Genomic DNA, 22,424 nt, shown 5'->3' with positions numbered 1-22,424 from the left:
AGAGGTTACTGATGCTTTCATCAATTGGTTAGGCTCACGGAGAATTTTGATATGGCTTCATGTTGTGAAAATAACTGCGCAATTGAGAAATTACGCGAACGACAACGCGGCACGCTTAAAGCCGTGCTCGTTGTTAATGCGGTTATGTTTGTCGTCATTGTCGGCGGGGCCGTTTACGGAAAATCAACGGCTCTGCTCTCGGACAGCCTGGACAATCTCGGCGATGCGTTGACATATGGCTTAAGCCTTTACGCCGTTTCTAAAGAAGCGACCACTAAGGCGAAAGTGGCCTTATTTAAGGGTAGTTTGATATTGATCGGGGCGTGTGTGGTCTTGGCGCAAATCATTCTGCGGCTGATTGAGCCTGTACTGCCATCTTACGAAATTATGGGTATTTTCAGTTTGGCGGGCCTAGCTGCAAATTCGCTATGTCTATTTTTGCTGTGGAAGCACAGAAACGAAGACATCAATATGAGCTCGGTATGGGAATGTTCAAGAAATGATATAGCGTCAAATCTATCGGTATTTATCACAGCGGGAGCAGTTTGGTACTTTGAATCGGGATGGGCGGATATTGTCGTCGCATCCTGTCTTGTCATGCTGCTGCTGAATTCTTCATTCCGTGTTATCCGTTCCGCGCTCAAAGAAATTAATTATCCGAAAATTTAAACTATCTGGAAATCACCTATGAAAACAAAATTACTGATCACTTTGCTTTTAATGACAGGCTTACTAGCGGCCTGTAGCGAAATCAAGCCTCATTCGATGGATTTGGACCTGGCCGTACAGCATGAGGCGTTGGTAAAGCATTATGAAGAAACCGCTAAGGAGATGCAGGCCAAGGTTCAGGAACACAAGATGTTTTTGAGCCAATATGAGGCTAAAAGCTATCTTTATGGCCGGCAAGCCGAAGGGTTTAAAGAACATTGCCAAGCATTGATCAATGCCTACGAAAAGGCGGCTGAGGAAAATTTGATGATGGCAAATTTGCATCGCCAGAAAGAGTGAGGGGGGTGAGACATGACTATCCGTTGGCATAAATCAATTCTAATCACCTTAGTCGGTGTGCTTTTCTTGCTGGAAGGATGTGCCGTTACCCAGCCGGCATTCTACCGGGCTTCGGAATTTAAGCCTGAATCCATAGGCCAGATTACGCTACTGCCAGCCGTTGATGCGCGAATCGATAAACAGGTTGCGGCATATCTCGAAGAACCCTTACGCGAAAAGGCGGCAACGATACTGAAGCGGAAAGGATACCCGGTGATCCTGAGTGATTCACGCGAGAGCTCTACCCTGACCAACGATAGTCTACGGGCCGCCGATCCTGCCTTGATAAAACGCCTTGGTCCGCCGGATGCACGCTGGATCATGGTCTTAGCCCTTATCGATCTCAATGTGGTTGGCAGCCAGGATAAGGTGGAAGTGGCAGGCTTTCTCTACGACAAGGAGAAAGGTTTGCTGCTATGGCGGGACAGCGTTATTTGTTTGGTCGGGGATGGTGGGGTATTTGGCGTGCTAATAAACGATAAAAGGGTCGATCTAGCGGTTTCTACCGCAGTGGATTCGTTATTGGGCAGTATTCCGGAATAGGGACTCGTTTTGATAATCCCACGCTGCCACCGGTCGTTATCTCTGACATTATCGATATGTTTAAAGGGAGGTGTGTCATGACGCATACATGGCACAAGCTATCTTCAATCGAAACCGCAGGTCTGCTTGCGACCGATATGGAACAGGGACTTTCCACCGATGAGGCGAAAAAGCGACTTGCTCGATATGGGCAAAATAAACTGGATAAGGGCAAGCGATTTTCGGCTTTGGTGATTCTTATCAGCCAGTTTAAAAGTCTCGTTATTTGGGTACTGATTGGCGCAGCGGCCGTTTCCGTCGCACTCGGTGAAGTCATCGACGGTATTGCCATCATCGCTATCGTGATCTTGAATGCGGTCATTGGCTTTCTCCAGGAGTATCGGGCCGAGAAAGCGGCAGCCGCACTCGCTCGTTTAACAGCGCCGCATTGCCGAGCGGTTCGGGATGGCCATAGTTTGGTGATCACAACCACTGAAGTCGTTCCGGGCGACCTACTGTTACTCGAAGCGGGCGATTTGGTTGCGGCGGATGCCCGCCTTATTCAAGCATCCGTATTTCGCGTCAATGAAGCCCCGCTCACAGGCGAGTCGCAAGCCGTGGCTAAGTGTACCGATAGCTTGGCATTGGACACACCGCTGGCTGAGCGGCGCAATATGGTTTTTCTCGGTACCAGTGTGACCGGTGGTTCCGCTCGCGCAGTGGTGGTTAATACCGGCATGGAAACCGAACTTGGCCGCATAGCGAAACTGCTCGAATCGGCCGAAAGCGGAGAAACGCCATTGCAACGCCAACTGGAACGAGTTGGGCGTCTGTTGTTGATGGCATGTTTCGGCATCGTCGGCTTAATTTTTGGGCTGGGATTATGGCGAGGCATCGCCCCCTTTGAGCTTTTCCTAAGTTCGGTGAGTCTTGCCGTCGCGGCGATTCCCGAAGGGTTGCCGGCGGTGGTAACGATTGCGCTGGCTTTGGGTGTACAGCGTATGGTTCAGCGTCATGCCTTGGTACGACGTTTGGCTTCGGTTGAAACGCTAGGCCGTGCCCAGGTGATTTGTACCGACAAGACCGGCACGCTGACGATGGGTGAAATGACGGCCCGCAAGTTGGTGACCTCGCAAAACCTCTATCGTGTTACCGGTGAAGGTTACGCCACGGAAGGCACATTCTTCTCTGGCAACGTGGAAAGTTTCCCTTCGGAAAGCCCCGAATTATTCGCCTTGCTGCGAGCATCGGCGGCATGCAACGATGCCGAACTCACGCTAATCGATGGCCGATCTACTGTCGTAGGCGATCCTACCGAGGGGGCGTTATTGGTGGCCGCCGCGAAAGCGAATATTACCCGTTCTGCCATTGAAACGGACATGCCGCGTTTGGCGGTGATCCCTTTTGATTCTGACCGCAAACGCATGAGCGTTATCCGTCGTCAGGCTAATTTCCCCTGGGCCTTTGTCAAAGGTGCTCCCGAAGTCGTTCTTAGCCGTTGCACGTTGATTCGTACCGACCAAGGTGTCAGGGCATTGACTGAAATCGACCGCACTCGATTTTTTCAGGCCAATCGCTTACTGGCCAACGATGCGTTGCGAGTGCTGGCCGTGGCAGAGCGTCCACTAGAAGGCATCCATTTCGGTGCGGGCGTATTCGGTAGTGATGTCGAGATCGAACAGCAGCTTATTTTGCTAGGACTCGTTGGCTTACAGGACCCGCCGCGTGGTGAAGCCAGAGAGGCCGTCAGCAAATGCAAACGGGCAGGGATCAAAACGGTGATGATCACCGGCGACCACCCTGATACTGCGCGAGCTATTGGCTGCGAATTAGGGATTATGGATAAGGGCGATGAAGTTCTGATTGGTACCGAGATAGACCACTTGGACGATGCTGAGTTAAAGGAACGCGTACCGCATGTTTCGGTGTATGCACGGGTAACAGCCGAGCATAAACTGCGTATTGTGCGGGCATGGAAAGCGACTGGGGCGGTTGTCGCGATGACGGGAGACGGCGTGAACGATGCGCCGGCTATCAAAGAGGCGTCCATCGGAATCGCTATGGGCATTACCGGTACTGAAGTGACCAAAGAAGCCGCCGACATGATTGTTGCCGATGATAATTTTGCTTCCATTGTCGCCGCCGTTGAAGAAGGACGCGGCATTTATGACAACATCGCCAAAACCTTGGCTTACCTGCTGGGCAGTAGCACCGGCGAGTTGTTGGTGATGTTGGGCGCCGTGCTGTTGGGTTGGCCATTACCGCTTTTACCGCTACATCTTTTGTGGATCAACCTGGTCACCGATGGTTTTGCGGCCTTGGCCCTTTCCACCGATCCAATTGATCCGGGGGTATTGAATCGCCCGCCTCGACAGGCTCAGTCCCAGTTACTCAACCGGCATTTGTTTTATCTGACTTTATTCACCGGTTTATTAGCCGCGAGCGTCACGCTCGGCGTGTTTGCCTATGAACTGCATATAGTCGGCAATACGCTTGATCAAGCTCGCGACGCCGCCTTTACTGCTCTGGTGATTACCGGTTTGCTGCGTGCCTTCGGTGCGCGAAGCGAGCAACGCGTCATCTGGCAAATCGGTTTGTTCTCCAATTTGCGTTTGTTTTTGATTGTCGCCGTGTGTTTCAGCTTACAGTTGGCAATACACCATGTTCCCATGCTGCAAACCCTGTTTCAGATCAAATCGGTGTCGTTGCATCAGTGTGTAGTCTGGATCGGGGTTGGATTTATACCCTTGGCAATCTTAGAGCTCAGAAAAATCCTGCTTAATCGAGCTAAAAAGTTTGCTTAGAACAATGAAAACCAAGCAATCACATCGCTATCAATCTAAAAGGATGAAATCGCCACAAGCGATGTCCACCAATCGCTTTATCCATCGAAAAATTCTGGTTCGATTGCTTTTAGGTTGGTTGTTCCTGAGCGTAACGGTAGGCGGTTCCATTTTATGGCTGGAGATCAAGAGAGCCGAGCAGTTAGTTCATGCCCTTGCGCTGAAGGAATCAGCGATATTCAGCGGGGCATCGGCCCATAATCTGGAACAACTCGATGCCCAATCGACCGAACACCTGAGGCAACTGGCTGAACAACTGGTTAGCCTGCATTTTCTGATTGTTGAATTATACGACCGCAACAAGCAATTAAAGCTCGAAGCCGTTAGAAAAGGAAAGGAATTTGTCGAACATTTCATCGATCAATATCGCCATCAATTTCCAAAAGCCGATGGGTTTACTCACGACCTTCATTTCATTCATGGCCAATTGTGGCTAGTCACCCTGGTTCCGCTACGTGGCGAACAGGATTCGCCGATGGGGTATTTCGAAGGCGTCTATCAGGTTGATCCGGAAACCTTTGCCGCCTTGAAGCAAAACCTAATCCGTATGCTGGGTTTTGTTACGCTGGGCATTTTCTTTACCAGCCTATTGATGTATCCGATTGTCCTCTCCCTCAATCGAGGCGTCATCAGGCTTTCCGGCGAACTCTTACAGGGTAATCTTGAACTCATGAATGTGCTCGGTTGCGCCATCGCGGAGCGCGATTCGGAAACCAACCATCATAACTATCGGGTGACCTATTACGCCTTGCGGCTGGGTGAAGCGGTCGGATTGTCTCAAGATAATATGCGCGATCTAATTGCCGGAGCTTTTTTACATGATGTCGGCAAGATCGGTATCCGTGATCCGATTTTGCTGAAACCGGAAAAACTGACAGTGGATGAATTCGAGGTCATGAAAACGCATGTGGCATTAGGCGTGGAAATTCTAAACAAATCGCACTGGTTGATCGGTGCGCGGGATGTCGTGGAGTTTCACCATGAAAAATATGACGGCAGCGGGTATCTGCAAGGCCTTAAAGGGGACGCCATTCCACTGAACGCACGAATATTCGCTATCGGGGACGTGTTTGATGCGCTGACCTCGCACCGTCCGTACAAGGACGCGTGGCCAGCGGTTGATGCTATTACCAAGCTCACTAAAGAGGGTGGCAGCCACTTTGACCCTCAACTGGTAACGATTTTTGCCAAGATTGCTCCGCGTCTTCATCAAGAGGTGAATGATTTAGACGAATCTCAACTGGAAGCAATGCTGCAACGCCTTGTTGGCGAACACTTTTTGAACACTGCGTTTAAGGCTCGAAAGGCAAGATATGAAGTTGCACGCACATCGGCTTAGGAGATTGACCCAATACGGTGCGGCAACACCTTTGTTTGCACCAGTATTGCGCAATCGGCCGCGAGAGCAGGTAAAGACGAATTTAACTCATTGATTTTAATGATGGCACTATTTGTGCTTGAAATATAAAGATTTATAGAATGGATTGATGTCATTTCTAATCTTTCATCACTCCATAAACTATAAAAACAGGACGAAATTAACGATGAATAACAACTCAATCTGGAGAAAATCTATGAAAACAAAACTATTGATTACCCTATTGTTAGGTGCTGGCATCTTAGTGGCATGTAGTGAGATGAACCCGCATCCGATGGATATGACTCAAGCCGTTCAAAGCGCAACGACCAAAGCTGATCACGAGGCATTGGCGAAACATTACGAAGAAGCGGCCAAAGAACTGCAACTTAAAGTTGAAGAGCACAAAAAACTGCTTAGCCAATACCAGTCAAAAAGTTATCTTTACGGTAAACAGGGCGACACTTTGGTCAGCCATTGCCGAGTTCTTATTAACGCCTATGAAAAAGCCGCCGAGGCCAATTTAAGTATGGCAGCAATGCATCGCCAGATGTAAGTGATTTGTGCTGCTTGCCATGAAGAATTGTGGCAAGCAGCCGCTGAACTATCTTGTTCAATTTGTTAGTCGGACAGTTGTTAAGGGTTCTGTCGTTAGTTTGACTGTCCGCTGTCGATGGGACCGGACTGTCAATTAGTTGGATGGCGAACGGCTGCTTGGGGTCGTAAAGAGCCGGCCAGATCTTCTGTTTCATCGCCCGAAAGCGGTCGCTTCCACAATACAACACCCACTAAGCAATGCCTTAATCACCTGACATTCCCAATATGGCTTTGTACCGCGAGTCTTTATCGGAATGTACATAAATCGAGGTAGTAGCGATGTTTTTGTGGCCGAGATTGTCCCGCACGATTTCCAGCGGAACCCCTTTGTAAACGGCGTGGCTACCATGCGTATGGCGTAGCCAATGGGTACTGGCTCGGCGGATTTTGTCCGCCGCGACAGGGTCGGTTGGACCGATATCGTCCGCGGCGGCTTCAAAAAAGGCCTTGAGCTTTTGGTACAGCGCCGATTCGCTGAGGAAAACGGCGCTTTGCGCGTCGTCAGGCGCATCCCTTAAGCGATTGCGTAATTTGCCGACAATCGGGGTGTTCGGCACAGCATAACCAATTGGTTTGAGTTGCCGGTCTCGCAAATGAGCATTGATTTCGTCAATCAGCTGCGGAGCAATCGGGACCTGGCGATGCACCTTACCTTTACCGACGACGTTTAACCACCATTGGTCGCCGTCGTAACCGGTGAGGCGTTCCAGATCGCCAATTCTCGCTTTGGTCAATTCGTGAAGACGTAAACCGGTTAAGTAAGCGAAGCGCAGAATGAACAAGGTTCGCCGGTGATCGGCCCGCTTATTGTCCGGGGTGGCGGAGTTGTTGGCTTGCCGTTCGGCAAAGCCAATCAAATAGTCCCAGAGCGGGGGAGACAGTAATCGATCGGTGCCCTGGCGCCGCCCGTAGCCGCGCTTGCTTAAGCCGGCGAAGGGGTTGCTGTCCAAATAGCGCTGGCCTACCAGCCAGTCGCAGCAGGCACTGAGAATGATTTCGGCTTGCCGAGCACTACTGGGCTTCAGCGGACCTTTGAACGGTTTCCATTGCGGTGACCAACGTTGTCCAGAGGGACCGATCCAACGCTCGGCCGGCTGCGGGTCTTCGAGGAAACGGCGAAATTCGGCGCAATCCGGCGTGGTCAGCGACGATATCGCCTTGCCGCGCTCAAAGATCGCCCACAACAAAAACCGCTCTATTTCCTTCCGGTAGGTGCGATGGGTCGGGGTTCCGGCGTCGTATAAGGACAACCAGGCCAAAATCGCCTCGAAATCGTTGCCGGCGTCCAATAGACACCTAGCGACCGGAGCGCGGTTTGAGCCGGATTGCCCGCTCAGATGCTCGGGTGGCCGGAATCGTTCGATGGGGGCGATATCGGACGAACCCACTGTTACCGGGGGGCGTGCCGGGGGTTTTTTAGCCAAATCCAGACTGAGGCCCAATACCTCCGCATAATCGGCAAAAAAAGCCTGAATCTCGGTGGCGGATGTTTGGCCCAAGCGCGGGATTTGCGACCACCAGCGCTGGCCATGTCGGTTGATGAAATCCGCCAACTGGGTCAGGCTGTGAATGTTTTCGGTTTGCGCTAAGCGCGCCGCGGCCGCGGCTGGCAGCCAACGGCTACAGGCTTCATTCGGATGTGGCAATGGCGCCGGTTTGCTTTTCAGGCGATCCAAAGACTTCAAGGCTTTGTCAATCCACTCGGCACTGCCGGTGCACGGCTGTTGCCAAATGGCTGCATCGGCTGTCAAATTCAACAGCTCAGCTTTGCGCGCGAGGGTGCGGGACAGGGCCATGACGGTGCGACGGGTCTCAGCGGTACCAGCGTCATCCAAGTACGCCTCACCGAGCACTGGCCAGGATAAGCCTTGTATCCATCCCCGTAGTAATCCGAGCTCGTTGGGGGTCATCCGGCCGCCTTATCGGGGGTATTCTGGGCCGGCCGGCGTTGCTTTCTGACCAATTCGTGCAATCGGCGGCATTTGTCCTTCTCGGCCTGAAGCTCCACTTCCCGAGCAGCTAATTGCGCGCGTAAGGTGGCCAGATCGGCTTCCCACTTGAGTTGGTGTTCATGTCGATCGCTGAGTTGTTGCATCAATTGGGTAATCCGCGCCTGAGCCGTGGCCAGTTCGAGTCTAAAATCCTCCAGCTCGCGTCCCAGTGCGGTAATGGTCCGTGCATGTTCCTGACGCGCAGCGTTCTTTTCTTCCTCAATGCGAGCCAAATGCCAATCGTGTTGCTGATCGAAGCGATGCGACCAGGCTGATTCCTGTGCCTGCAGTGCCGCTTTGGATGTCGATAAACTGCCTTCCGCTCTGGACAACGCTTCTCGGGTGCTCGCCAATTCGGCGTTGGTGTGGCTGAGCGATTGGCGTGCCTCTGCCAGCGCAGTCGCCAATTCGGCATTCGTGTGCCGAAGTTCCTCGTTGTGTTGGCTCAGTTGCGATCGCTCGGTGTCCCATTGGGTTTGTTGGTCTACTAGCTGCTGTTGCAATTGGACAATCAGCGCTTGGTCGTTACGGGCGTTTTCTTCGAGTTGTTGTCGCTGTTCGTCAAACTGTTTACTGGCTTCCTTCAGGGCCAGTTGCCAGAGCGAAACGGCTGTATCCAACATTACGGCCGGCATATCCGGCCTTTCGAAGGTTTCTTTGTGCTTGTTGGCGAAATGCAGTGTCCAGTCTTTGATGGCTCGGCTGATCACGGTCGGACTATTCACACCGATTCGCTCCCGAATCGCGTCGATGGTCGGAAAGCGGCCGTCTTCCCTTAACACGGTATCGCAGCATTCGTAAGCGAGGGCATAGGTATCGGTTCTATTAGACATGGATGAAATCATAATTCACAGATGATTCATCTTCGCACGAAATTCACGGCATGCAACAGGGACCGGCACGCCAATCTAACCTTTTCGTTGGTCCGTTTCAGATGGAGGGGTGGCAATATGCAGAAGCTGACCCGCTGGCAAAGTGCATTTCAGAGGCATTTAGCCAGCGGGTTTGAATTTTCAAATACGCTAGCATGGCAGCCTTTCAATTTAGTAAAGGAAGGTGAGCCATGGCCGAAACCCAATCCGGATCCGGAACAGACCTCTATAGTCGCCCCAGCTTTACGCAGTCGCTGGTGCTCAACAGCGAATATAGCAAACGCGTCCATCAACGCTACTTCAAATCCGTCGTGTCCGCGCTGTACATGATCGACACGATTTTATACATCATCGGCGAAAAGGACCATATCGATCAGGTACAAGAGGCGGTGTCCGGGTTGATCGATGCGTGTACTCAAGATCTGCTGAGAGAAATCGAGCGGCTGGAGAAATTGAGAGACGATAACGGTGTTTCCGGAACGCCCAAATACAGTAATCCCGGTCGGTACGATATCGAAATTGTCTCGCCTCAGGTGTCGCAGTTCGTCTCGTTGATGCTGAAAATGGACGACGCCATGAAATTGGTCGACACCCTTTGGCTAAGCAACATCATCCCGAACGACAAGCGCGCGGACACCGAGCGTCAATGGCAACTGCGGATTCAGAAACTGGCCCGCCGGATCATTAGCCTCCGCGGTAGTGCTTACCGAGAAGCACGTGCCCGCGGCAAGTCGACCGAAGTCGAAACCGCTACACAAGCCTTGATTGACAAAGGTGTCGACCTCGATACCGACGATGGGAAAGATCTAGCGGATATCGAGACAGATGGCGAGGAAGAGACAGAGGCTGTGGCACCGAAATCGACGCGGCGGTACGGCTAACTTTTAAGCTTTCGTGGCAGGGATGCCGTGCAGGTGAATTTCAGATGCATTTAGCCAGCGGGTTTGAATTCCGGTTTTTGATATAACGGTTCGCGCTAACGTTCAAGGAAGTAGCTGGCTTCCCTAAATAATCAGCATATCTAACGACTCCCGGCGACGGGCAGTCAATTTAAACCCTAAACGGGGGAATTCTCCGTTTAGGGGGAGTCCTCCGTCTAATTTAGGAGGATCTCATGAAAATGCGCAAACACACAGCGGTGCAGGTTCATCCCAGCGTCGAACAGTTCGATATCTTCGTGATCGATTGGGACGCACTGCCTCAATTCACGGAATCGGAATTCGACGAGCTGCGTTACCGTTTGTTGCTGGCGATGTTGAGTTCGCTGAAAGACTTACGGGTCTGCGACGAACAAAAGGCGGATGCCTTGGAATGGTTGAAAAGTGACGACACGTCGCCTTTTTCGTTTCGAGTCTGCTGCGAATCGGAAGGTGTCGATTTCGAAGTAATGCGTGATCTGATTTTGGATCACTTGAGAATGTAATTTACCGAATCGCATCCCATGTTTCATGGGATGCACCTTATTCCTGGCGGCCTCTGGGGTGGGTTTTATGAGTCAAGCGGAACATGGCGGGCATTCTTCTTCAGTGGAAGGGATTGAATCCAACCGTACCGACGTGCACAGGCCGTTCGCGATCATTCATGTCAAACCCCACATCTGTAATCCGGGTTCCCATCATCCGGATATGTCGTGCCGCGCCTGTGGCACTGGCAGCTATGCCGAAGACGCTGCTTCACCCTCTGACAAAACAGACAAACCATGAGCCATTATCGATTAGACGGTATCGAATTCACCGAAGCTCACGAGGAGTTTCAAAACATATTGGCCCGAGCGTACGCCAATAAGCAACGGCCGTTGTGCTTGTGCATGGCAGACGGCGTCGAACTGTATATTGCCTATGCCCATGAACGATATTGGCTGAAACGGATGCCCAATTCCGGCGGCCACCATCATCCGGGCTGCGAATCCTACGAACCGCCGGCCGAATTGTCCGGCTTGGGTCAGGTGTACGGATCGGCCATCAAAGAAAATCTCGATACGGGCGTTACCCAATTGAAGTTCGACTTTCGTCTGGCTCCAGGGAAAAGCCGAACGCCGGCCCTAGCATCCGAAACCGATGAAGCGGCCAAGCCGACAAGCATTAAAGCGTCCGAAGCCAAACTCGGCCTGCGCGGTTTGCTGCATTATCTCTGGGAGCAAAGCGGTTGGCAGCGCTGGGCGCCAGCGACCGAGTCACGGCGCAATTGGCATGGGTTGCGCAAAGCCCTGTTGGGGGCCTGCGCCGGAAAAGTCGCCAAAGCCATGCCACTGGATGAAATCGTGTTCATTCCGGAAACGTTCATCCTCGAAAGAAAGGATGAAATCAGCGCCAGAACGGCGAAGTCCTTGACTTGCTCGGACAACCAAAATCGCTTTCGGATGTTGATTGGCGAACTCAAGGAGATCAAGCCGGCTCGTTTCGGACATAAGCTGGTTATCAAGCATCTGCCGGAGCACCCGTTTTATCTAAACGACCAGACCTATAAGCGCATGGTTAAGCAGTTCGATGCGGAATTGCTTTTGTGGCGAGGGATCGAATCCAGCCACTTGATTGTTATTGCGACTTTTTCGATTAACCAAGCAGGCTACGCGGAGTTGGACAACCTCAGCTTGATGAATGTCTCGTCGCAATGGATTCCGTTCGAAACTGCCGACGAATTGGCGCTAATCGAGTATTTGGTGGCGGAGGGCCGCTCGTTCAGCAAATGTTTGCGCTACAACCTGGCCAGAACGAAACCGTTAGCGTCGGCGGTACTGGTCGATATCAGAATGCCCTTGGCACTTTATATTGCCCGAGACGGCGCCGGGGATGAATCAGCGGATGGAATCGATGGTTTGATCGCCGACAGTCAGACGGCGTCGTACATCTGGGATCCAAAACAACCGGGTTTACCGTTCGAACCACAACAAGGGAAACCTCAAATCGCCTATGCCGCAACTGTATAACCTTCAATCCACAACGACTTTAGGAATTGAGGCCTAATTGGTCATGAACACAGTCAATTTAATCGCGATTCTCACGCTTTATCGTCTAGCCGACGACGGTCTATGGCATGGCTACGGTGCGCACAGCTCGATTCGGATTACCACAGGCGTGAAAGAGTTTGTCGAGGCCGCCGGACAGGCTGAATTATTGGCTTGGGCGGTGTCGGTTTTGCCGCCGCTTTCAAATTGTTATCCGTGGCTCAGGATCGAATTAACTAGCAGCGCCGGACAGGCGTTGTTATCGGTGACCGACGAAAATGGTAAGCGGGTGACCGAGGATTCCTTGTCGTGGCCCGACCAACAGGTCGGACGTTGGATATTCTACTGGACGGACAGGGTATTACTGTTGTCCGGCGAATATTGAATAAATCCATAAGTCATTAAAAGACAAGCCATCGGCGTTTGCTGAGGCGTTTAGATCTTACTCTCTTTATTTAATCTCGGTCGCTTTCATCTTATTCGGAAATCAGGTTGCGAGTGTTGTGATCTGAATACTATTCGCCGACCCCGCTTTCACAATGCATATCCGTTCATTTTTGGTGTTGCATATTCAAAAATCCATGTAACAGTTATTTCGTGATTCGAATATTGCCTATTCGAATAAACCATACCAATAATCCAAATAATGATGGAGCTTATCGATGGCCGCGAATAAAAAAAGTAACATTCAATTTATAAGTTTGCCGATCAGTTTAATATCAATCAAAGAAGGGTTTAATCCCAGGGTTTATTTTAGTGATGGTGAAATGCAGGAACTAATCGCATCAATTAAATCCGAAGGTGTTCTACAACCAATCGTTGTTAGGCCTCAACCGGACAACAAAACCTATTGGGTTGTGGCCGGCGAACGCCGCTATCGCGCCGCCGTTGCGGCAGGACTGTCCGAAATTCCGGCCGCGGTGCGTCACCTGGACGATAAACAGGCGCGGCTGGTGGCTACCATTGAAAACACCCAGCGAGCCGATATGAGTCCAGGCGAAGAAGCGATCGCGGCCCGAAATGTACTCAGCGACTGCGACGGTGATAGAGCGGAAGCATTGCGGTTACTAGGGTGGTCTGCCAAGAAGTTCGAGGCGAGGCTGCTGTTGTTACATGCCTCGACAGAGGTCTTGAATGCCCTGACAGCGAGAGCTATTCGGCTGGGTCACGCTGAATTGCTATGCCAGCTACCGTCCGATTTTCAAAATGCCACGCTGGAGAAATTAATCGAGCATCAGTATTCGGTTCCTGAATTGAAAGCGCGATTGAGTCGATTTGCCAGACCGTTGGAAAGCGCGATTTTCGATCGGACCGAGTGTGCGTCCTGCCATCACAATTCGTATTTGCAAGCGAACTTGTTCGACGAGCATGTTGAAAGCGGCCTATGCGCCAACCCCGATTGTTTCAACCAAAAAACCCAGGATGCCGTCGAAGCCAGGAAGTGCGATTTGCACGACCGGTACGCGGCGGTGTTTCTCGATACCGAAAAGCCGCCGCAAAGCTTTGTGGTCGTGCTACAAACGGGGCAAAACGGCGTGGGCAAAACGCAATTCGAAAAGGGGTGTAGTCAGTGTCGACATTTTGGAGCCCTTCTTTCGACCAATCCCAATTCGCCGGGGAAAGTCAGCGAAGACTGTTGTTTTGACCTGGATTGCCACGGCCAAAAAGTGCGGGGATATCAAGCAAGCTTATCGAATCCGGGTTCATCCACGATGACCGGGAATACAGTCACAGCGACGGGTGCCGATGCGAAAAAGGGCGCCAACCCCGGCCGAGCCGATTCGGCTCATAAGCCATCGGACGGAACCAGCGGCGCCACACCGGGTAAAGTGCTCGAACACATCGAAGGCTTTTTCCGAGATACCGGCGCCAAATACATTGTCCAACATCGGCACGGTAAACTGTTGGTCAACAGTTATGCATTATACCGGCTAGTGCAAACTACCTTTCCCAAAGAGGCCTTACCGATTGCCGCCGGAACGAAACAAGCGAGCTGGCCGATGTTCGGCGCCCTGCGCGACTTTGTCGACGCATTCGGCTATCTCAGTATTGAAGAAATGATGGCCTTCAACGAGAGGATACTGACGCATTTGCTGGGACAGCATGAACGTATCAACACCACCATGAGCAAAGCTTGGGCGATGGGTTCCGCCGGGGTTTGCAAGTTCATGGATATTGCGCTCCAGGACGAGTTTATCGTAACCCGCGAGTTTCTGAGCGCTTTCACCAAATCGGGGATGGAGGGTTTGTTACGGGAAGCGATCAATGGAAAAGGGGTGGCTTTTGTCACCTATTACGAGGGTATCAACGAGAAAAACACCTTCGCCAACCTGATGAAAAAGAAAAATGGCGAAATTTTGGACGAGGTCTTTGGCTGTGGCTATGACTTTGCCGGATTCGTCCCGGCTTGCGTTATCCAATTCATGGGAGAGGATAAACCCGTCTCCGATTCGAACCCAACGCACACAGCTGCTATGACAAGCAGCGCGTTAGCTTTGTCGGCGACCAACAACCCTGAGTCGGGTTGGTTCGATGACGATGACGACGAGCGCATCGCCAACCCACACCACACACTCGACCCTGAATTAGAGGTTTAACCATGTTTGCACAGTTCGAAACAATTTTAGGCGATGGCGAAAGAATCGATTTTTCCATCTGCCGCCAAGGCAATCGTTTAACGGTGTTGATTCAACCCTGCTTCAACGGGCCTGCCTCCGGCATTGACGACCCGCAATTGGAACAGGTCAGAGCGGCCATATCGATGCCGCTTTGCGTCACCGATATGGCCGCGAATCTGGACCGGGATTTTCCGGCCTGTTTAATACAGTACGTGGACGGGGTGTCGGATGGCAAAAGTGAGTTTGCTCAGGCGATGTCTCGCATTAGAGAGGCCGCAAAAACAGCCAATAGTCTCACAACGGCATCGACCGCGAACGAGAAGGCCGCGCAAACGCCAAAAAAAGCTGAGGACAACGACAACGACACGGCGCCGGTCGGCGCCAATCTTCCCACCGATAGCAAAAGCTTATTTTTTTGAGGTCAGCCAATATGTCCGACGCCATTGTGACAAGACCCACACGTGTATTCAAAATGGGTGCGATCAGGCTGGCCGATCCGGCCCCGAATTTGCCGCCCATCGATGCCGTCAAACTCTACGGAAAAGCCTATCCGCATTTAGCGAATGCGGTGCTGGGCGAGCCGCAACTGATCGGCGATGAATTGCACTTTCCGATTAAAACCCATGAAGTCAAAACCAAAGGATAGTACGGGTAATCTTGCCCTATTACAGCAGTGGGCGAGTGGTTTGCCCACTACCGATGACAGCGACAACGGCCTAATGGATTCAAACGTATGTGTTCTGTTCCTGCTTTCGAGAACGATCAAATTGAAGCGAACGGCGTTAACCCATGTCCCCGCGCAAACCTTGCCCTTGATTTGAATGTATTGTTTAAGGAAGTGCGCCTGGACTTCGACCTGCAGTTGTTGGTTGGCGGGATTGTCGAACAGCAAGCGATCCAGTTATTCCGGCAGAACAGAGCAGTGTTCAGCACCGCGATACTGTTAGCTTATGAAATGGGCTTGGTAACGCCAGCCGAAATTGACGAGCACTTCGCCGGCGGATCACAGGCGCTTACCGGGCTGTACCGGGAAAGTTTAAAGCGGATTGACGCCAAGTTGAATGCGGTCGCGCAAGCGATCGTCGGCGAGGATGACGACGATTTTGAAGTGATCGCCTTCGAGTTCCGAGTCAGGGAAGAATACGGCCGTAACGAGGCCGGCCCACAGCCTGTGGATTTGGTGATGGCACTGAATCCGCGATTCACGCAGTTGGATTTAATCGAAGTCGATCGGGCGTTGGCGAAGGTGGTTATTGGCTGTATTCGCTATATCCAAGATTTCGGCGAAATCGGCATCTGTGCCTGCGATATCCAGCGGACGGGGATTGGCTTTTTCCTTGAAGACGAGCTGAGCGAATTGAAAGCCGAAATCGATGGCGGCAATAACGCCAGTGATCGGGAACTCGCCGAGTTGTTTCTAGAACGAGGCCAGTATCCCTTCAGCGAATTCACCGATGATGCGGATTATCTGGAAGAGCGCATCGAATTACTGCGGCGAATCATTAACAATGACCCGGAGAAACTCTTCGGCGACATTCCGGATTTGAAAGGTATTCGAGCGTTTCATCGCTTACACAAGCAGCAGGACGCTTATGTCACCAGCCCCTGGTGGCCGTTTATCGAAGAAAGCCTCGCGTTTATTCGGTTCGTTGAAAAAATAAAAAAGAACCATCACCCCGAATTCACGATATTTGACTCCACCGGGTCTTTTTATAGCGATTGCGGCATTGGGGTGGGTCATGCTATCGGCTTTGGCTTTGACTGGGAAGAAACACTCGCTGCCGAACTGTACGAAGACATTGCCAATGCCGCTGAAACGCCCATGAGTTCAATCGCGTTGAACCCTATTGCGTTAAACCAGACCGCTGACAAACTGATGATACTGGCTAAAGCGAGAGGGTTAATTCGTTTGGCCGAAATGATTCAAATAAACCAGCAAGGTGACGATGACTGAATTTTTTGCACACTGTGTCGAACCGTCGGCCAGAATTAGCCCGATGACCGCCATTCTCGTTCACGAACTGAAACATATAGGGACTGGGGCGATCGGCGTTAGCGGTAGCAGACTGATTTCATCCGCGCATGAATTTTTCGAGGGCGATGACGGTAAGCTGGTCGTGGGCGCCGGCAAGCTAATGGGGCGTGACGATCTGGAAAACTTGCTCCGGGAAATCCTGAATAGATCGCTGCGAAAAGCGACGCTATTGCCAACGGCGGTGGTCTCGATCAGCAGCACGCATATCGCATGGACGACCCCGGCCGCAGTTCGCCCCATGATATTCAAGCCGGTAGGATTGAAGCCGCAAACGCTGACGGTGCCTTGGCCGCGTTTACTGATGGTGGCTAACAGCAACAGTCATTTCTCGGTTGCGGCATTAGCGAGCAACCGGAGGATTACGGCGCATACGAAGCTCTACCACGCGCCCTTGATGAACGTTAATCAGGTTGGCAGAGTGTGTACTGGCAGTGCGCCATTGCCGGATTATTGCGATGCCGAGCAATTAACGGCCTGGGAAGCGGTAATGTTCGAAAGCGCATTCACCCATGTTAATCATCCGCATAGCCTGAAAGTCGGCCATCAAGCAGACGCCGTCGAAACCAAAGACTGTTTCAAATTCTGGGCCGATCTGGCCACGCAAAACACAGTGCGATTTCCAAACAGCGCATTAAACCCGTTAAAAATGTCCGTTACAGACTTTATCAGCAGACACGCATAGGCAGACTGAAGATGATGATGAATGCCTATCTAACCGACCCGCGCGACCGGATTTTGTTTGGTGAAACACCCACCTATATGCAGCCGCTGTTTGGCGAAAAGCTGCCGGCGCCGGAACTCGGCAAACACCGCTTTGTGATTGGCCAAGAAGGTGTGGTGTTAGAGGCCATCAATGAAGTGTTCGAAGTCAGGCTCCCGGTGGCTCAGTCGATCATCAAATTGCCCTATGGGGTTCTTGGGGCGCAAGGCGTTCGGCTTCGACATGGGGCGATGCCGTTTCGGTTATTGGAAATCATTGAGCAAAAGGCCACGTCGGCCTGCCCCGACGAGTGGGCCGGATGGGTGGTTTGGGATGTTTTGCACCAGGGCTACGCATTGATCGAACCCGAGATTCAGAGCGTCGGGCCAGGGCATGTGTCCTATCGCAACGAATTGCCTGAAGGTAGTGAGATCGTCCTGGATGTGCATACCCACGGCCGGATGCCCGCGTTTTTCTCAGGAGTGGACGATGTTTCCGATCGGCACGGTTTTTATGTCGCCGGAGTGATCGGGCATTGCCACGATCGTAAAAATTACGCTACTCGAATGAATGTAAACGGCCATTTTTTCGATTGCGAGGATTTCAGGTTGTTTTTTGATTAAGTTCTAGATCGGATTCAGATCGGGAGTATTTGGACATGATTATTATGTTGGAGCAAGACAAAAGAGGCGGCTTTTCAAAAAGACCGTACATTGAGGTAATAGGGCCAATGACACGAATTATTTGGGGCTGGTGGTCTGTTGCCGTATTTGAAAATTGCGGCATTAACGATATCAGCCGAGTGTTCAGAGCGCACGAACGCGACTTGTTGGTCGGCCAAGGGCGCCTTGAAAATAATAGGCCAGCAAGCTAATGGCTTATTCTAAGTGCATCGGTGATGAACCGGGTAGTATTTAACACTACGTTTGAAATTGAATATGAAACCGACTATGTTTAAATTCTATACCCCCGCAAACTGGCTTGAAAATCGCGTTAAGATTGCGCTGATTGGCGTTGGTGGCACTGGATCGGAAGTATTGACCAGTTTGGCGAGAATCGATTATGCGATCCGCGAATTGGGACATGCCGGTTTTCATGTGACGGCATGGGATGGCGATCAAGTCGAAAGGCCTAATATTGGCCGGCAGGCCTTCTATCCGAGCGATTTAGGCCACAATAAAGCCGTACTCACCATTCAGCGTATTAATTATCTCTATGGTCAGGATTGGATCGGAATTCCTGATATGTTTTCTATTGCATGCAATAAGCCGGAATATTTCGATCTGGTGATTACGTGTGTGGACGTGGCGCAATTTAGAGCCGATTTAAGCCAGTGTTGCCGTTCTACACACTGCAGAACGCTATGGTTGGATACCGGCAATGGCGCACATACCGGCCAAGTGATTTTAGGGCGGTTGTCGCATCACGATGATTGCCAGATTACCTTGCCGTCCGTATATGATTTTCACCCCGAATTAAATGGAATGGTCGATTCGAATACACCGTCTTGTAGCATGGAGGAAGCATTAGCCAGCCAAGAGTTACCCATTAACCGCGCGATCGCAAATGTGGCGATGCAACTGATTTGGGGTTTATTGCGCAATGGCGGCTTAAATTGGCAAGGTGCCTATCTTGATATTACAAAAGGCTCGCAAATACCGATTAACATCGCTTAGTCTTTTTCAGAAATACGGATGACGATTCTTCATTTTTATCGTATATTAATAATGTCGTTTCTTTCTAACGTTATTCTTATGTGCGGTATTTACCTTGAACGCCATGATGCGGATTCGAATATTCATCGATTCTATGCGCTGACGATATCACCCGGTATTTTTAGCGACTGGTCTTTAGTAAGGGAGTGGGGCCGGGTTGGATCGCCCGGAACCGTGCGTTCCAATTGGTATGAATCGGAAGAAGAGGCGATAAAGGCTCAAAATGACATACTGCGAACAAAACAGCGCAGAGGCTATACGTTAGCCGCGATAACGTGTTAATACTTTAGTTTCTTTATTAAGGAATAAATAATGCTTGAATTTGATGGTAAATCCGAAGACGAATTGCTCGATATTATCAATAGCGCAAAAAGGCAGCTCAGTGCGAGAATCAGCGAAAAGCGAGAACAGGTGATCGCTCAAATTAAAGAATTAGCGGCTTCGATTAATGTGTCGGTGGAGATTATTGATGCCACCGTGAAAACAAAAGCCTCTCGCAACACCCAAGTTGCACCGAAATATCGCAACCCGGCTAATGCAACCCAAACCTGGACAGGTCGTGGTGTTGCGCCAAAATGGATGAAGGAATTATTAGGGGCCGGGCGGAGCAAAGAGGAATTTTTAATATGAGTTCTCCGGCTCATTCCAGGCGGGCTTTGTACGGCCGTAGCTAGATCCGCCCAGGACTATGCGTTCTAAGGCTTGCGTTCTATTCGGTTTGTTGGCCAGTATGGGTCTAAACGGCTGCGCGACTCACATTGCGCTAAAACCTGACGCCGACGATCGGGCAAAAAAATATGCGGCCTGCCGGGAGGAAGCCGACAGTTTGTATGCCGTTACGCCAAGGTACCCAACGCATAGTCGTTATCCTTGGCGGGCATATTCGCCGAACACGCCGGCTTTTCGGTTCAATATGGGCGATACCTTGGACGACGGCGATCTGGATGTCGCGGCCGTCGGAAAGCTTCCTTGTTTCAGACAATCTCCGCCGCCCGGTGTCGAGCTTGACGAGCGGATCTGGGGGCAAATTCTCAGAGAACGCGAGTTCTTAACGGCTGGTGAGTATTTCCAGATGTGGAAGTTATGCGGGGGTGGTAAAAAATACCAGTTTCTCGATGAATGTCCGCAATACCAAATCCGGGCCGACTTGTGCCAAGACCAAGGTCGAAATTGCAAACTCGATATGACCGATTTAACGGATGAAAATCGAAAAATAGCAATGAATGCGTACTTGCGCAGCTTGCTCGTTAAAACGTTGCGCAAGGAGGGTCGCATTGATGACAAGGGTCACATCATTCGGGGTAATAGACCAAATTATCTTCAATGAAACAATATTGGTTAGAGTTTATTTATGGAAATTATTCAAAAAGGAGCATGGCGATTTGTCTCATTAACCAGCCCAATGAGCAGGGTTTGTAACTGGCGTTCGCCTAAGTCACGAGAGGCGAGGCATTGTCACCTATTTTGCGAGCGGTGTCATTTTCGGCCATTTTAGCACGTTGAAATCTCCCGGTTTTCTCTGGTTTATCTGAGATTAGCACTGCACCGCTCGCGTGGTTTCGGCAGTTAATCGCCGCGTTTTCGTCCAGCTCCAATTCGGAACCGCAACTTTTACAAGTAGCGTATTGCGAGCCGCGAAGCCTTTTCTCGGCGACGTAGCTGCATTTGTGGCATGTCGCCGTCGTTTTGCCGGTGATCGTTTCGACAGTTGATCCGGTTTTTGCCGCTTGTTTGCCTATCCATTCTTTCAGCGAGTAGATTGCGGCGACTACGCGATTTCTCCGGGCGGATTCGGGCAGCGCATTATCGACAGCTAAATCGTCTTTCGCCTTGGTTCTCGACATCGTACTGAGCGGCGTATCGGTTATCGCTAGAACGGCATAGCGCTCTGCCAGTTCTTTGGCGATGTGGCGATAGATTTCCTCCCGCCATTTCACGGCGTTTTGCCGGCATCCAGTATATGATCGGCGCAATGCGGCATCTGACTTTAGCCACGCTGCGTAACGCCTTGACTCTTCTTGGGCAAACACGCATTCACGCCAGATAGTCATCAAATGATTGGCGGCATCTACCGAAGGCCTATTTCTCAGCAATTCTTGGATCGACTTGCGCCATTCTAGCGGCGCCTCGTCTCGGTTATCCTGGTAGAAGGTGCGTAGCCAAGACAGCATTTCATTTCGGGCATCGTCTGCGGCTTTTTGGATTGTCTCGGCAGCTTCGAATTTGCTAACCAATTCTGCCGGAACGAAATATTCGGTTTTTTTGCCTGCATCATCGACGACAACGGCAACCCGTAGACGCCCGCCGAATTGCCGCCAGCCAAGATTAACTCCGACAATGTTCCGCTTTGGATGCTCGATGTCAACCTCTGGCAGGGCAACAGTAAAGCAGGCGTGCCATTTGTATTTCTGCTTGCCGTCGTGCGGCACTTTGACGACTTCGACCGCCTTGATAACTCCGTCCGCAGGTATTGGCCGGTGGTAATTGATTTCGCTGAACAGTTGGCGGCGGAACCGCTTGCCTGCGTCGTCTTTTCCGGTAAAAGCGGTGAATGCGAATCGACCCTTGGTTTTATTGGTGGTGACCAAGTTGGTCAACTGCGCTTGCGAGTGACTGCCGGCCAGTAATTCGGTAACAGTCATCCCACCCTGAATTTGGTTGACGAATCGACCTGAGCCGTCGAAGGACTTGAAGTGCAGCCGGCCGCCGTCTTTGATTGCCATTGATTTCGCTGTTTCGAATGACTCGATCACAGCGTTGTAATTTCCCCAAAAGCAACCGCTTTGCTGGCGGGCCAGTTTCACATTGGTCTTGTAGACTTCATTTATCGGTGCCTGAGATTCTTTCGGGATCGCTTTCTGAATGGCTTTGCAGATTTCCCAAAGCGCCTTTCGCCGGCCTAGTAGCTCGTCTTTTCTGACGCGCAATTCGTCTGACGGCTCTTTGCTTCGGGTGGCAATGCGTTCAGCTCTGATCGCATCGTAAAGATTGTCAATCGGTTCCCGCAACGCTTCGATTTCGTCTTGCGCTGCGGCATATTCCGCCGACGTTGATCGGCATAAATCCTTAAATGACCGCTCTCTTTGCCGATCTATCTCAATCAGCCTGTTCCATAGATCGTTCATCCGGCGAAGCTCATTTTCGCAGTCTTCGGCGAAATTTTCTGGCGCCTTGAGGCTATAT

General features: G+C 51.2%; 24 protein-coding genes. 21 read left to right on the top strand and 3 right to left on the bottom strand.

Going from position 1 to position 22,424, the window contains the following annotated elements:
- Positions 1-51: 51 nt before the first annotated feature.
- From ACR02O_RS24130 to ACR02O_RS24105, 6 genes are all read left to right on the top strand, one after another.
- A complete protein-coding gene (locus ACR02O_RS24130; protein WP_256612901.1) occupies positions 52-669 on the top strand; it encodes a cation efflux transmembrane domain-containing protein in 618 nt (205 codons plus the stop codon).
- 18 nt (positions 670-687) lie between these two features.
- Positions 688-1,008, top strand: a complete 321-nt coding sequence (locus ACR02O_RS24125) for a hypothetical protein (protein WP_256612902.1) — start codon at positions 688-690, stop codon at positions 1,006-1,008.
- Between the two features lie 12 nt (positions 1,009-1,020).
- On the top strand, positions 1,021-1,590 hold the full coding sequence (locus ACR02O_RS24120; protein WP_256612903.1) for a hypothetical protein: 570 nt from the start codon (positions 1,021-1,023) through the stop codon (positions 1,588-1,590).
- A gap of 77 nt (positions 1,591-1,667) precedes the next feature.
- Positions 1,668-4,373 carry a cation-translocating P-type ATPase gene (locus ACR02O_RS24115; RefSeq protein ID WP_256612904.1) on the top strand — a complete coding sequence of 902 codons (2,706 nt, stop codon included), beginning with the start codon at positions 1,668-1,670 and terminating at the stop codon, positions 4,371-4,373.
- A gap of 4 nt (positions 4,374-4,377) precedes the next feature.
- A complete protein-coding gene (locus ACR02O_RS24110) occupies positions 4,378-5,751 on the top strand; it encodes an HD-GYP domain-containing protein (RefSeq protein ID WP_256612905.1) in 1,374 nt (457 codons plus the stop codon).
- 235 nt (positions 5,752-5,986) lie between these two features.
- A complete protein-coding gene (locus ACR02O_RS24105; protein WP_256611986.1) occupies positions 5,987-6,325 on the top strand; it encodes a hypothetical protein in 339 nt (112 codons plus the stop codon).
- Between the two features lie 244 nt (positions 6,326-6,569).
- Here ACR02O_RS24105 and ACR02O_RS24100 read toward each other — a convergent pair whose 3' ends face one another.
- Entirely contained in the window at positions 6,570-8,276 is a 1,707-nt protein-coding gene (locus tag ACR02O_RS24100) for a site-specific integrase (RefSeq protein ID WP_494523508.1), read from the bottom strand.
- On the bottom strand, positions 8,273-9,190 hold the full coding sequence (locus tag ACR02O_RS24095; RefSeq protein WP_494523507.1) for a DNA-binding protein: 918 nt from the start codon (positions 9,188-9,190) through the stop codon (positions 8,273-8,275). Before ACR02O_RS24095 ends, ACR02O_RS24100 begins: the two co-directional genes overlap by 4 nt.
- Positions 9,191-9,420: 230 nt before the next feature.
- Here ACR02O_RS24095 and ACR02O_RS24090 point away from each other — a divergent pair, with 230 nt between their 5' ends.
- From ACR02O_RS24090 to ACR02O_RS24020, 15 genes are all read left to right on the top strand, one after another.
- The gene (locus ACR02O_RS24090; RefSeq protein WP_064028463.1) at positions 9,421-10,110 is read left to right on the top strand and encodes a hypothetical protein; all 690 of its coding nucleotides are present in this window, start codon (positions 9,421-9,423) and stop codon (positions 10,108-10,110) included.
- 233 nt (positions 10,111-10,343) lie between these two features.
- On the top strand, positions 10,344-10,652 hold the full coding sequence (locus ACR02O_RS24085; RefSeq protein ID WP_064028461.1) for a hypothetical protein: 309 nt from the start codon (positions 10,344-10,346) through the stop codon (positions 10,650-10,652).
- A gap of 276 nt (positions 10,653-10,928) precedes the next feature.
- Complete coding sequence (locus ACR02O_RS24080) at positions 10,929-12,155, top strand: DUF1173 domain-containing protein (RefSeq protein ID WP_444512345.1); 1,227 nt, start codon at positions 10,929-10,931, stop codon at positions 12,153-12,155.
- Between the two features lie 43 nt (positions 12,156-12,198).
- A complete protein-coding gene (locus ACR02O_RS24075; RefSeq protein WP_444512344.1) occupies positions 12,199-12,558 on the top strand; it encodes a DUF6876 family protein in 360 nt (119 codons plus the stop codon).
- Between the two features lie 277 nt (positions 12,559-12,835).
- Positions 12,836-14,770 carry a PRTRC system ParB family protein gene (locus ACR02O_RS24070; RefSeq protein WP_444512343.1) on the top strand — a complete coding sequence of 645 codons (1,935 nt, stop codon included), beginning with the start codon at positions 12,836-12,838 and terminating at the stop codon, positions 14,768-14,770.
- Positions 14,771-14,772: 2 nt separating this feature from the next.
- Positions 14,773-15,210, top strand: coding sequence for a hypothetical protein (locus ACR02O_RS24065; RefSeq protein WP_444512342.1), 438 nt, complete (start codon positions 14,773-14,775; stop codon positions 15,208-15,210).
- 11 nt (positions 15,211-15,221) lie between these two features.
- The gene (locus ACR02O_RS24060; RefSeq protein WP_444512341.1) at positions 15,222-15,437 is read left to right on the top strand and encodes a PRTRC system protein C; all 216 of its coding nucleotides are present in this window, start codon (positions 15,222-15,224) and stop codon (positions 15,435-15,437) included.
- Between the two features lie 171 nt (positions 15,438-15,608).
- A complete protein-coding gene (locus ACR02O_RS24055; protein WP_494523506.1) occupies positions 15,609-16,745 on the top strand; it encodes a hypothetical protein in 1,137 nt (378 codons plus the stop codon).
- The gene (locus tag ACR02O_RS24050; protein WP_444512339.1) at positions 16,738-17,508 is read left to right on the top strand and encodes a PRTRC system protein B; all 771 of its coding nucleotides are present in this window, start codon (positions 16,738-16,740) and stop codon (positions 17,506-17,508) included. Before ACR02O_RS24055 ends, ACR02O_RS24050 begins: the two co-directional genes overlap by 8 nt.
- Before the next feature lie 11 nt (positions 17,509-17,519).
- Complete coding sequence (locus ACR02O_RS24045; protein WP_444512338.1) at positions 17,520-18,149, top strand: PRTRC system protein A; 630 nt, start codon at positions 17,520-17,522, stop codon at positions 18,147-18,149.
- Positions 18,150-18,184: 35 nt separating this feature from the next.
- Complete coding sequence (locus tag ACR02O_RS24040) at positions 18,185-18,400, top strand: hypothetical protein (RefSeq protein WP_494523505.1); 216 nt, start codon at positions 18,185-18,187, stop codon at positions 18,398-18,400.
- Positions 18,401-18,464: 64 nt separating this feature from the next.
- Positions 18,465-19,202, top strand: a complete 738-nt coding sequence (locus tag ACR02O_RS24035) for a PRTRC system ThiF family protein (protein ID WP_494523521.1) — start codon at positions 18,465-18,467, stop codon at positions 19,200-19,202.
- An 18-nt stretch (positions 19,203-19,220) separates the two neighbouring features.
- The gene (locus ACR02O_RS24030) at positions 19,221-19,523 is read left to right on the top strand and encodes a WGR domain-containing protein (protein WP_306305925.1); all 303 of its coding nucleotides are present in this window, start codon (positions 19,221-19,223) and stop codon (positions 19,521-19,523) included.
- A 30-nt stretch (positions 19,524-19,553) separates the two neighbouring features.
- Positions 19,554-19,871: an H-NS histone family protein gene (locus ACR02O_RS24025; RefSeq protein WP_444512336.1), complete on the top strand. Its 318-nt coding sequence runs from the start codon at positions 19,554-19,556 to the stop codon at positions 19,869-19,871.
- A 100-nt stretch (positions 19,872-19,971) separates the two neighbouring features.
- Complete coding sequence (locus ACR02O_RS24020) at positions 19,972-20,568, top strand: hypothetical protein (protein WP_319960911.1); 597 nt, start codon at positions 19,972-19,974, stop codon at positions 20,566-20,568.
- Positions 20,569-20,671: 103 nt separating this feature from the next.
- Here ACR02O_RS24020 and ACR02O_RS24015 read toward each other — a convergent pair whose 3' ends face one another.
- On the bottom strand, positions 20,672-22,366 hold the full coding sequence (locus ACR02O_RS24015) for a zinc ribbon domain-containing protein (RefSeq protein ID WP_494523504.1): 1,695 nt from the start codon (positions 22,364-22,366) through the stop codon (positions 20,672-20,674).
- Positions 22,367-22,424: the final 58 nt, after the last annotated feature.

The sequence above is a fragment of the Methylomonas sp. PHL2-19 genome, assembly GCF_059331595.1.
This window is presented reverse-complemented; position numbering and strand designations above follow the sequence as displayed.

What these genes read in the sequence shown, in the direction of transcription:
- ACR02O_RS24030 (WP_306305925.1), top strand. Translation starts at nt 19,221, where the DNA reads ATGACGATTCTTCATTTTTATCGTATATTAATAATGTCGTTTCTTTCT.
- ACR02O_RS24015 (WP_494523504.1), bottom strand. Translation starts at nt 22,366, where the DNA reads ATGAACGATCTATGGAACAGGCTGATTGAGATAGATCGGCAAAGAGAG.
- ACR02O_RS24050 (WP_444512339.1), top strand. Translation starts at nt 16,738, where the DNA reads ATGACTGAATTTTTTGCACACTGTGTCGAACCGTCGGCCAGAATTAGC.
- ACR02O_RS24035 (WP_494523521.1), top strand. Translation starts at nt 18,465, where the DNA reads ATGAAACCGACTATGTTTAAATTCTATACCCCCGCAAACTGGCTTGAA.
- ACR02O_RS24040 (WP_494523505.1), top strand. Translation starts at nt 18,185, where the DNA reads ATGATTATTATGTTGGAGCAAGACAAAAGAGGCGGCTTTTCAAAAAGA.
- ACR02O_RS24065 (WP_444512342.1), top strand. Translation starts at nt 14,773, where the DNA reads ATGTTTGCACAGTTCGAAACAATTTTAGGCGATGGCGAAAGAATCGAT.
- ACR02O_RS24100 (WP_494523508.1), bottom strand. Translation starts at nt 8,276, where the DNA reads ATGACCCCCAACGAGCTCGGATTACTACGGGGATGGATACAAGGCTTA.
- ACR02O_RS24085 (WP_064028461.1), top strand. Translation starts at nt 10,344, where the DNA reads ATGAAAATGCGCAAACACACAGCGGTGCAGGTTCATCCCAGCGTCGAA.
- ACR02O_RS24020 (WP_319960911.1), top strand. Translation starts at nt 19,972, where the DNA reads ATGGGTCTAAACGGCTGCGCGACTCACATTGCGCTAAAACCTGACGCC.
- ACR02O_RS24120 (WP_256612903.1), top strand. Translation starts at nt 1,021, where the DNA reads ATGACTATCCGTTGGCATAAATCAATTCTAATCACCTTAGTCGGTGTG.
- ACR02O_RS24075 (WP_444512344.1), top strand. Translation starts at nt 12,199, where the DNA reads ATGAACACAGTCAATTTAATCGCGATTCTCACGCTTTATCGTCTAGCC.
- ACR02O_RS24070 (WP_444512343.1), top strand. Translation starts at nt 12,836, where the DNA reads ATGGCCGCGAATAAAAAAAGTAACATTCAATTTATAAGTTTGCCGATC.
- ACR02O_RS24080 (WP_444512345.1), top strand. Translation starts at nt 10,929, where the DNA reads ATGAGCCATTATCGATTAGACGGTATCGAATTCACCGAAGCTCACGAG.
- ACR02O_RS24045 (WP_444512338.1), top strand. Translation starts at nt 17,520, where the DNA reads ATGATGATGAATGCCTATCTAACCGACCCGCGCGACCGGATTTTGTTT.
- ACR02O_RS24095 (WP_494523507.1), bottom strand. Translation starts at nt 9,190, where the DNA reads ATGTCTAATAGAACCGATACCTATGCCCTCGCTTACGAATGCTGCGAT.
- ACR02O_RS24025 (WP_444512336.1), top strand. Translation starts at nt 19,554, where the DNA reads ATGCTTGAATTTGATGGTAAATCCGAAGACGAATTGCTCGATATTATC.
- ACR02O_RS24090 (WP_064028463.1), top strand. Translation starts at nt 9,421, where the DNA reads ATGGCCGAAACCCAATCCGGATCCGGAACAGACCTCTATAGTCGCCCC.
- ACR02O_RS24115 (WP_256612904.1), top strand. Translation starts at nt 1,668, where the DNA reads ATGACGCATACATGGCACAAGCTATCTTCAATCGAAACCGCAGGTCTG.
- ACR02O_RS24060 (WP_444512341.1), top strand. Translation starts at nt 15,222, where the DNA reads ATGTCCGACGCCATTGTGACAAGACCCACACGTGTATTCAAAATGGGT.
- ACR02O_RS24125 (WP_256612902.1), top strand. Translation starts at nt 688, where the DNA reads ATGAAAACAAAATTACTGATCACTTTGCTTTTAATGACAGGCTTACTA.
- ACR02O_RS24110 (WP_256612905.1), top strand. Translation starts at nt 4,378, where the DNA reads ATGAAAACCAAGCAATCACATCGCTATCAATCTAAAAGGATGAAATCG.
- ACR02O_RS24105 (WP_256611986.1), top strand. Translation starts at nt 5,987, where the DNA reads ATGAAAACAAAACTATTGATTACCCTATTGTTAGGTGCTGGCATCTTA.
- ACR02O_RS24130 (WP_256612901.1), top strand. Translation starts at nt 52, where the DNA reads ATGGCTTCATGTTGTGAAAATAACTGCGCAATTGAGAAATTACGCGAA.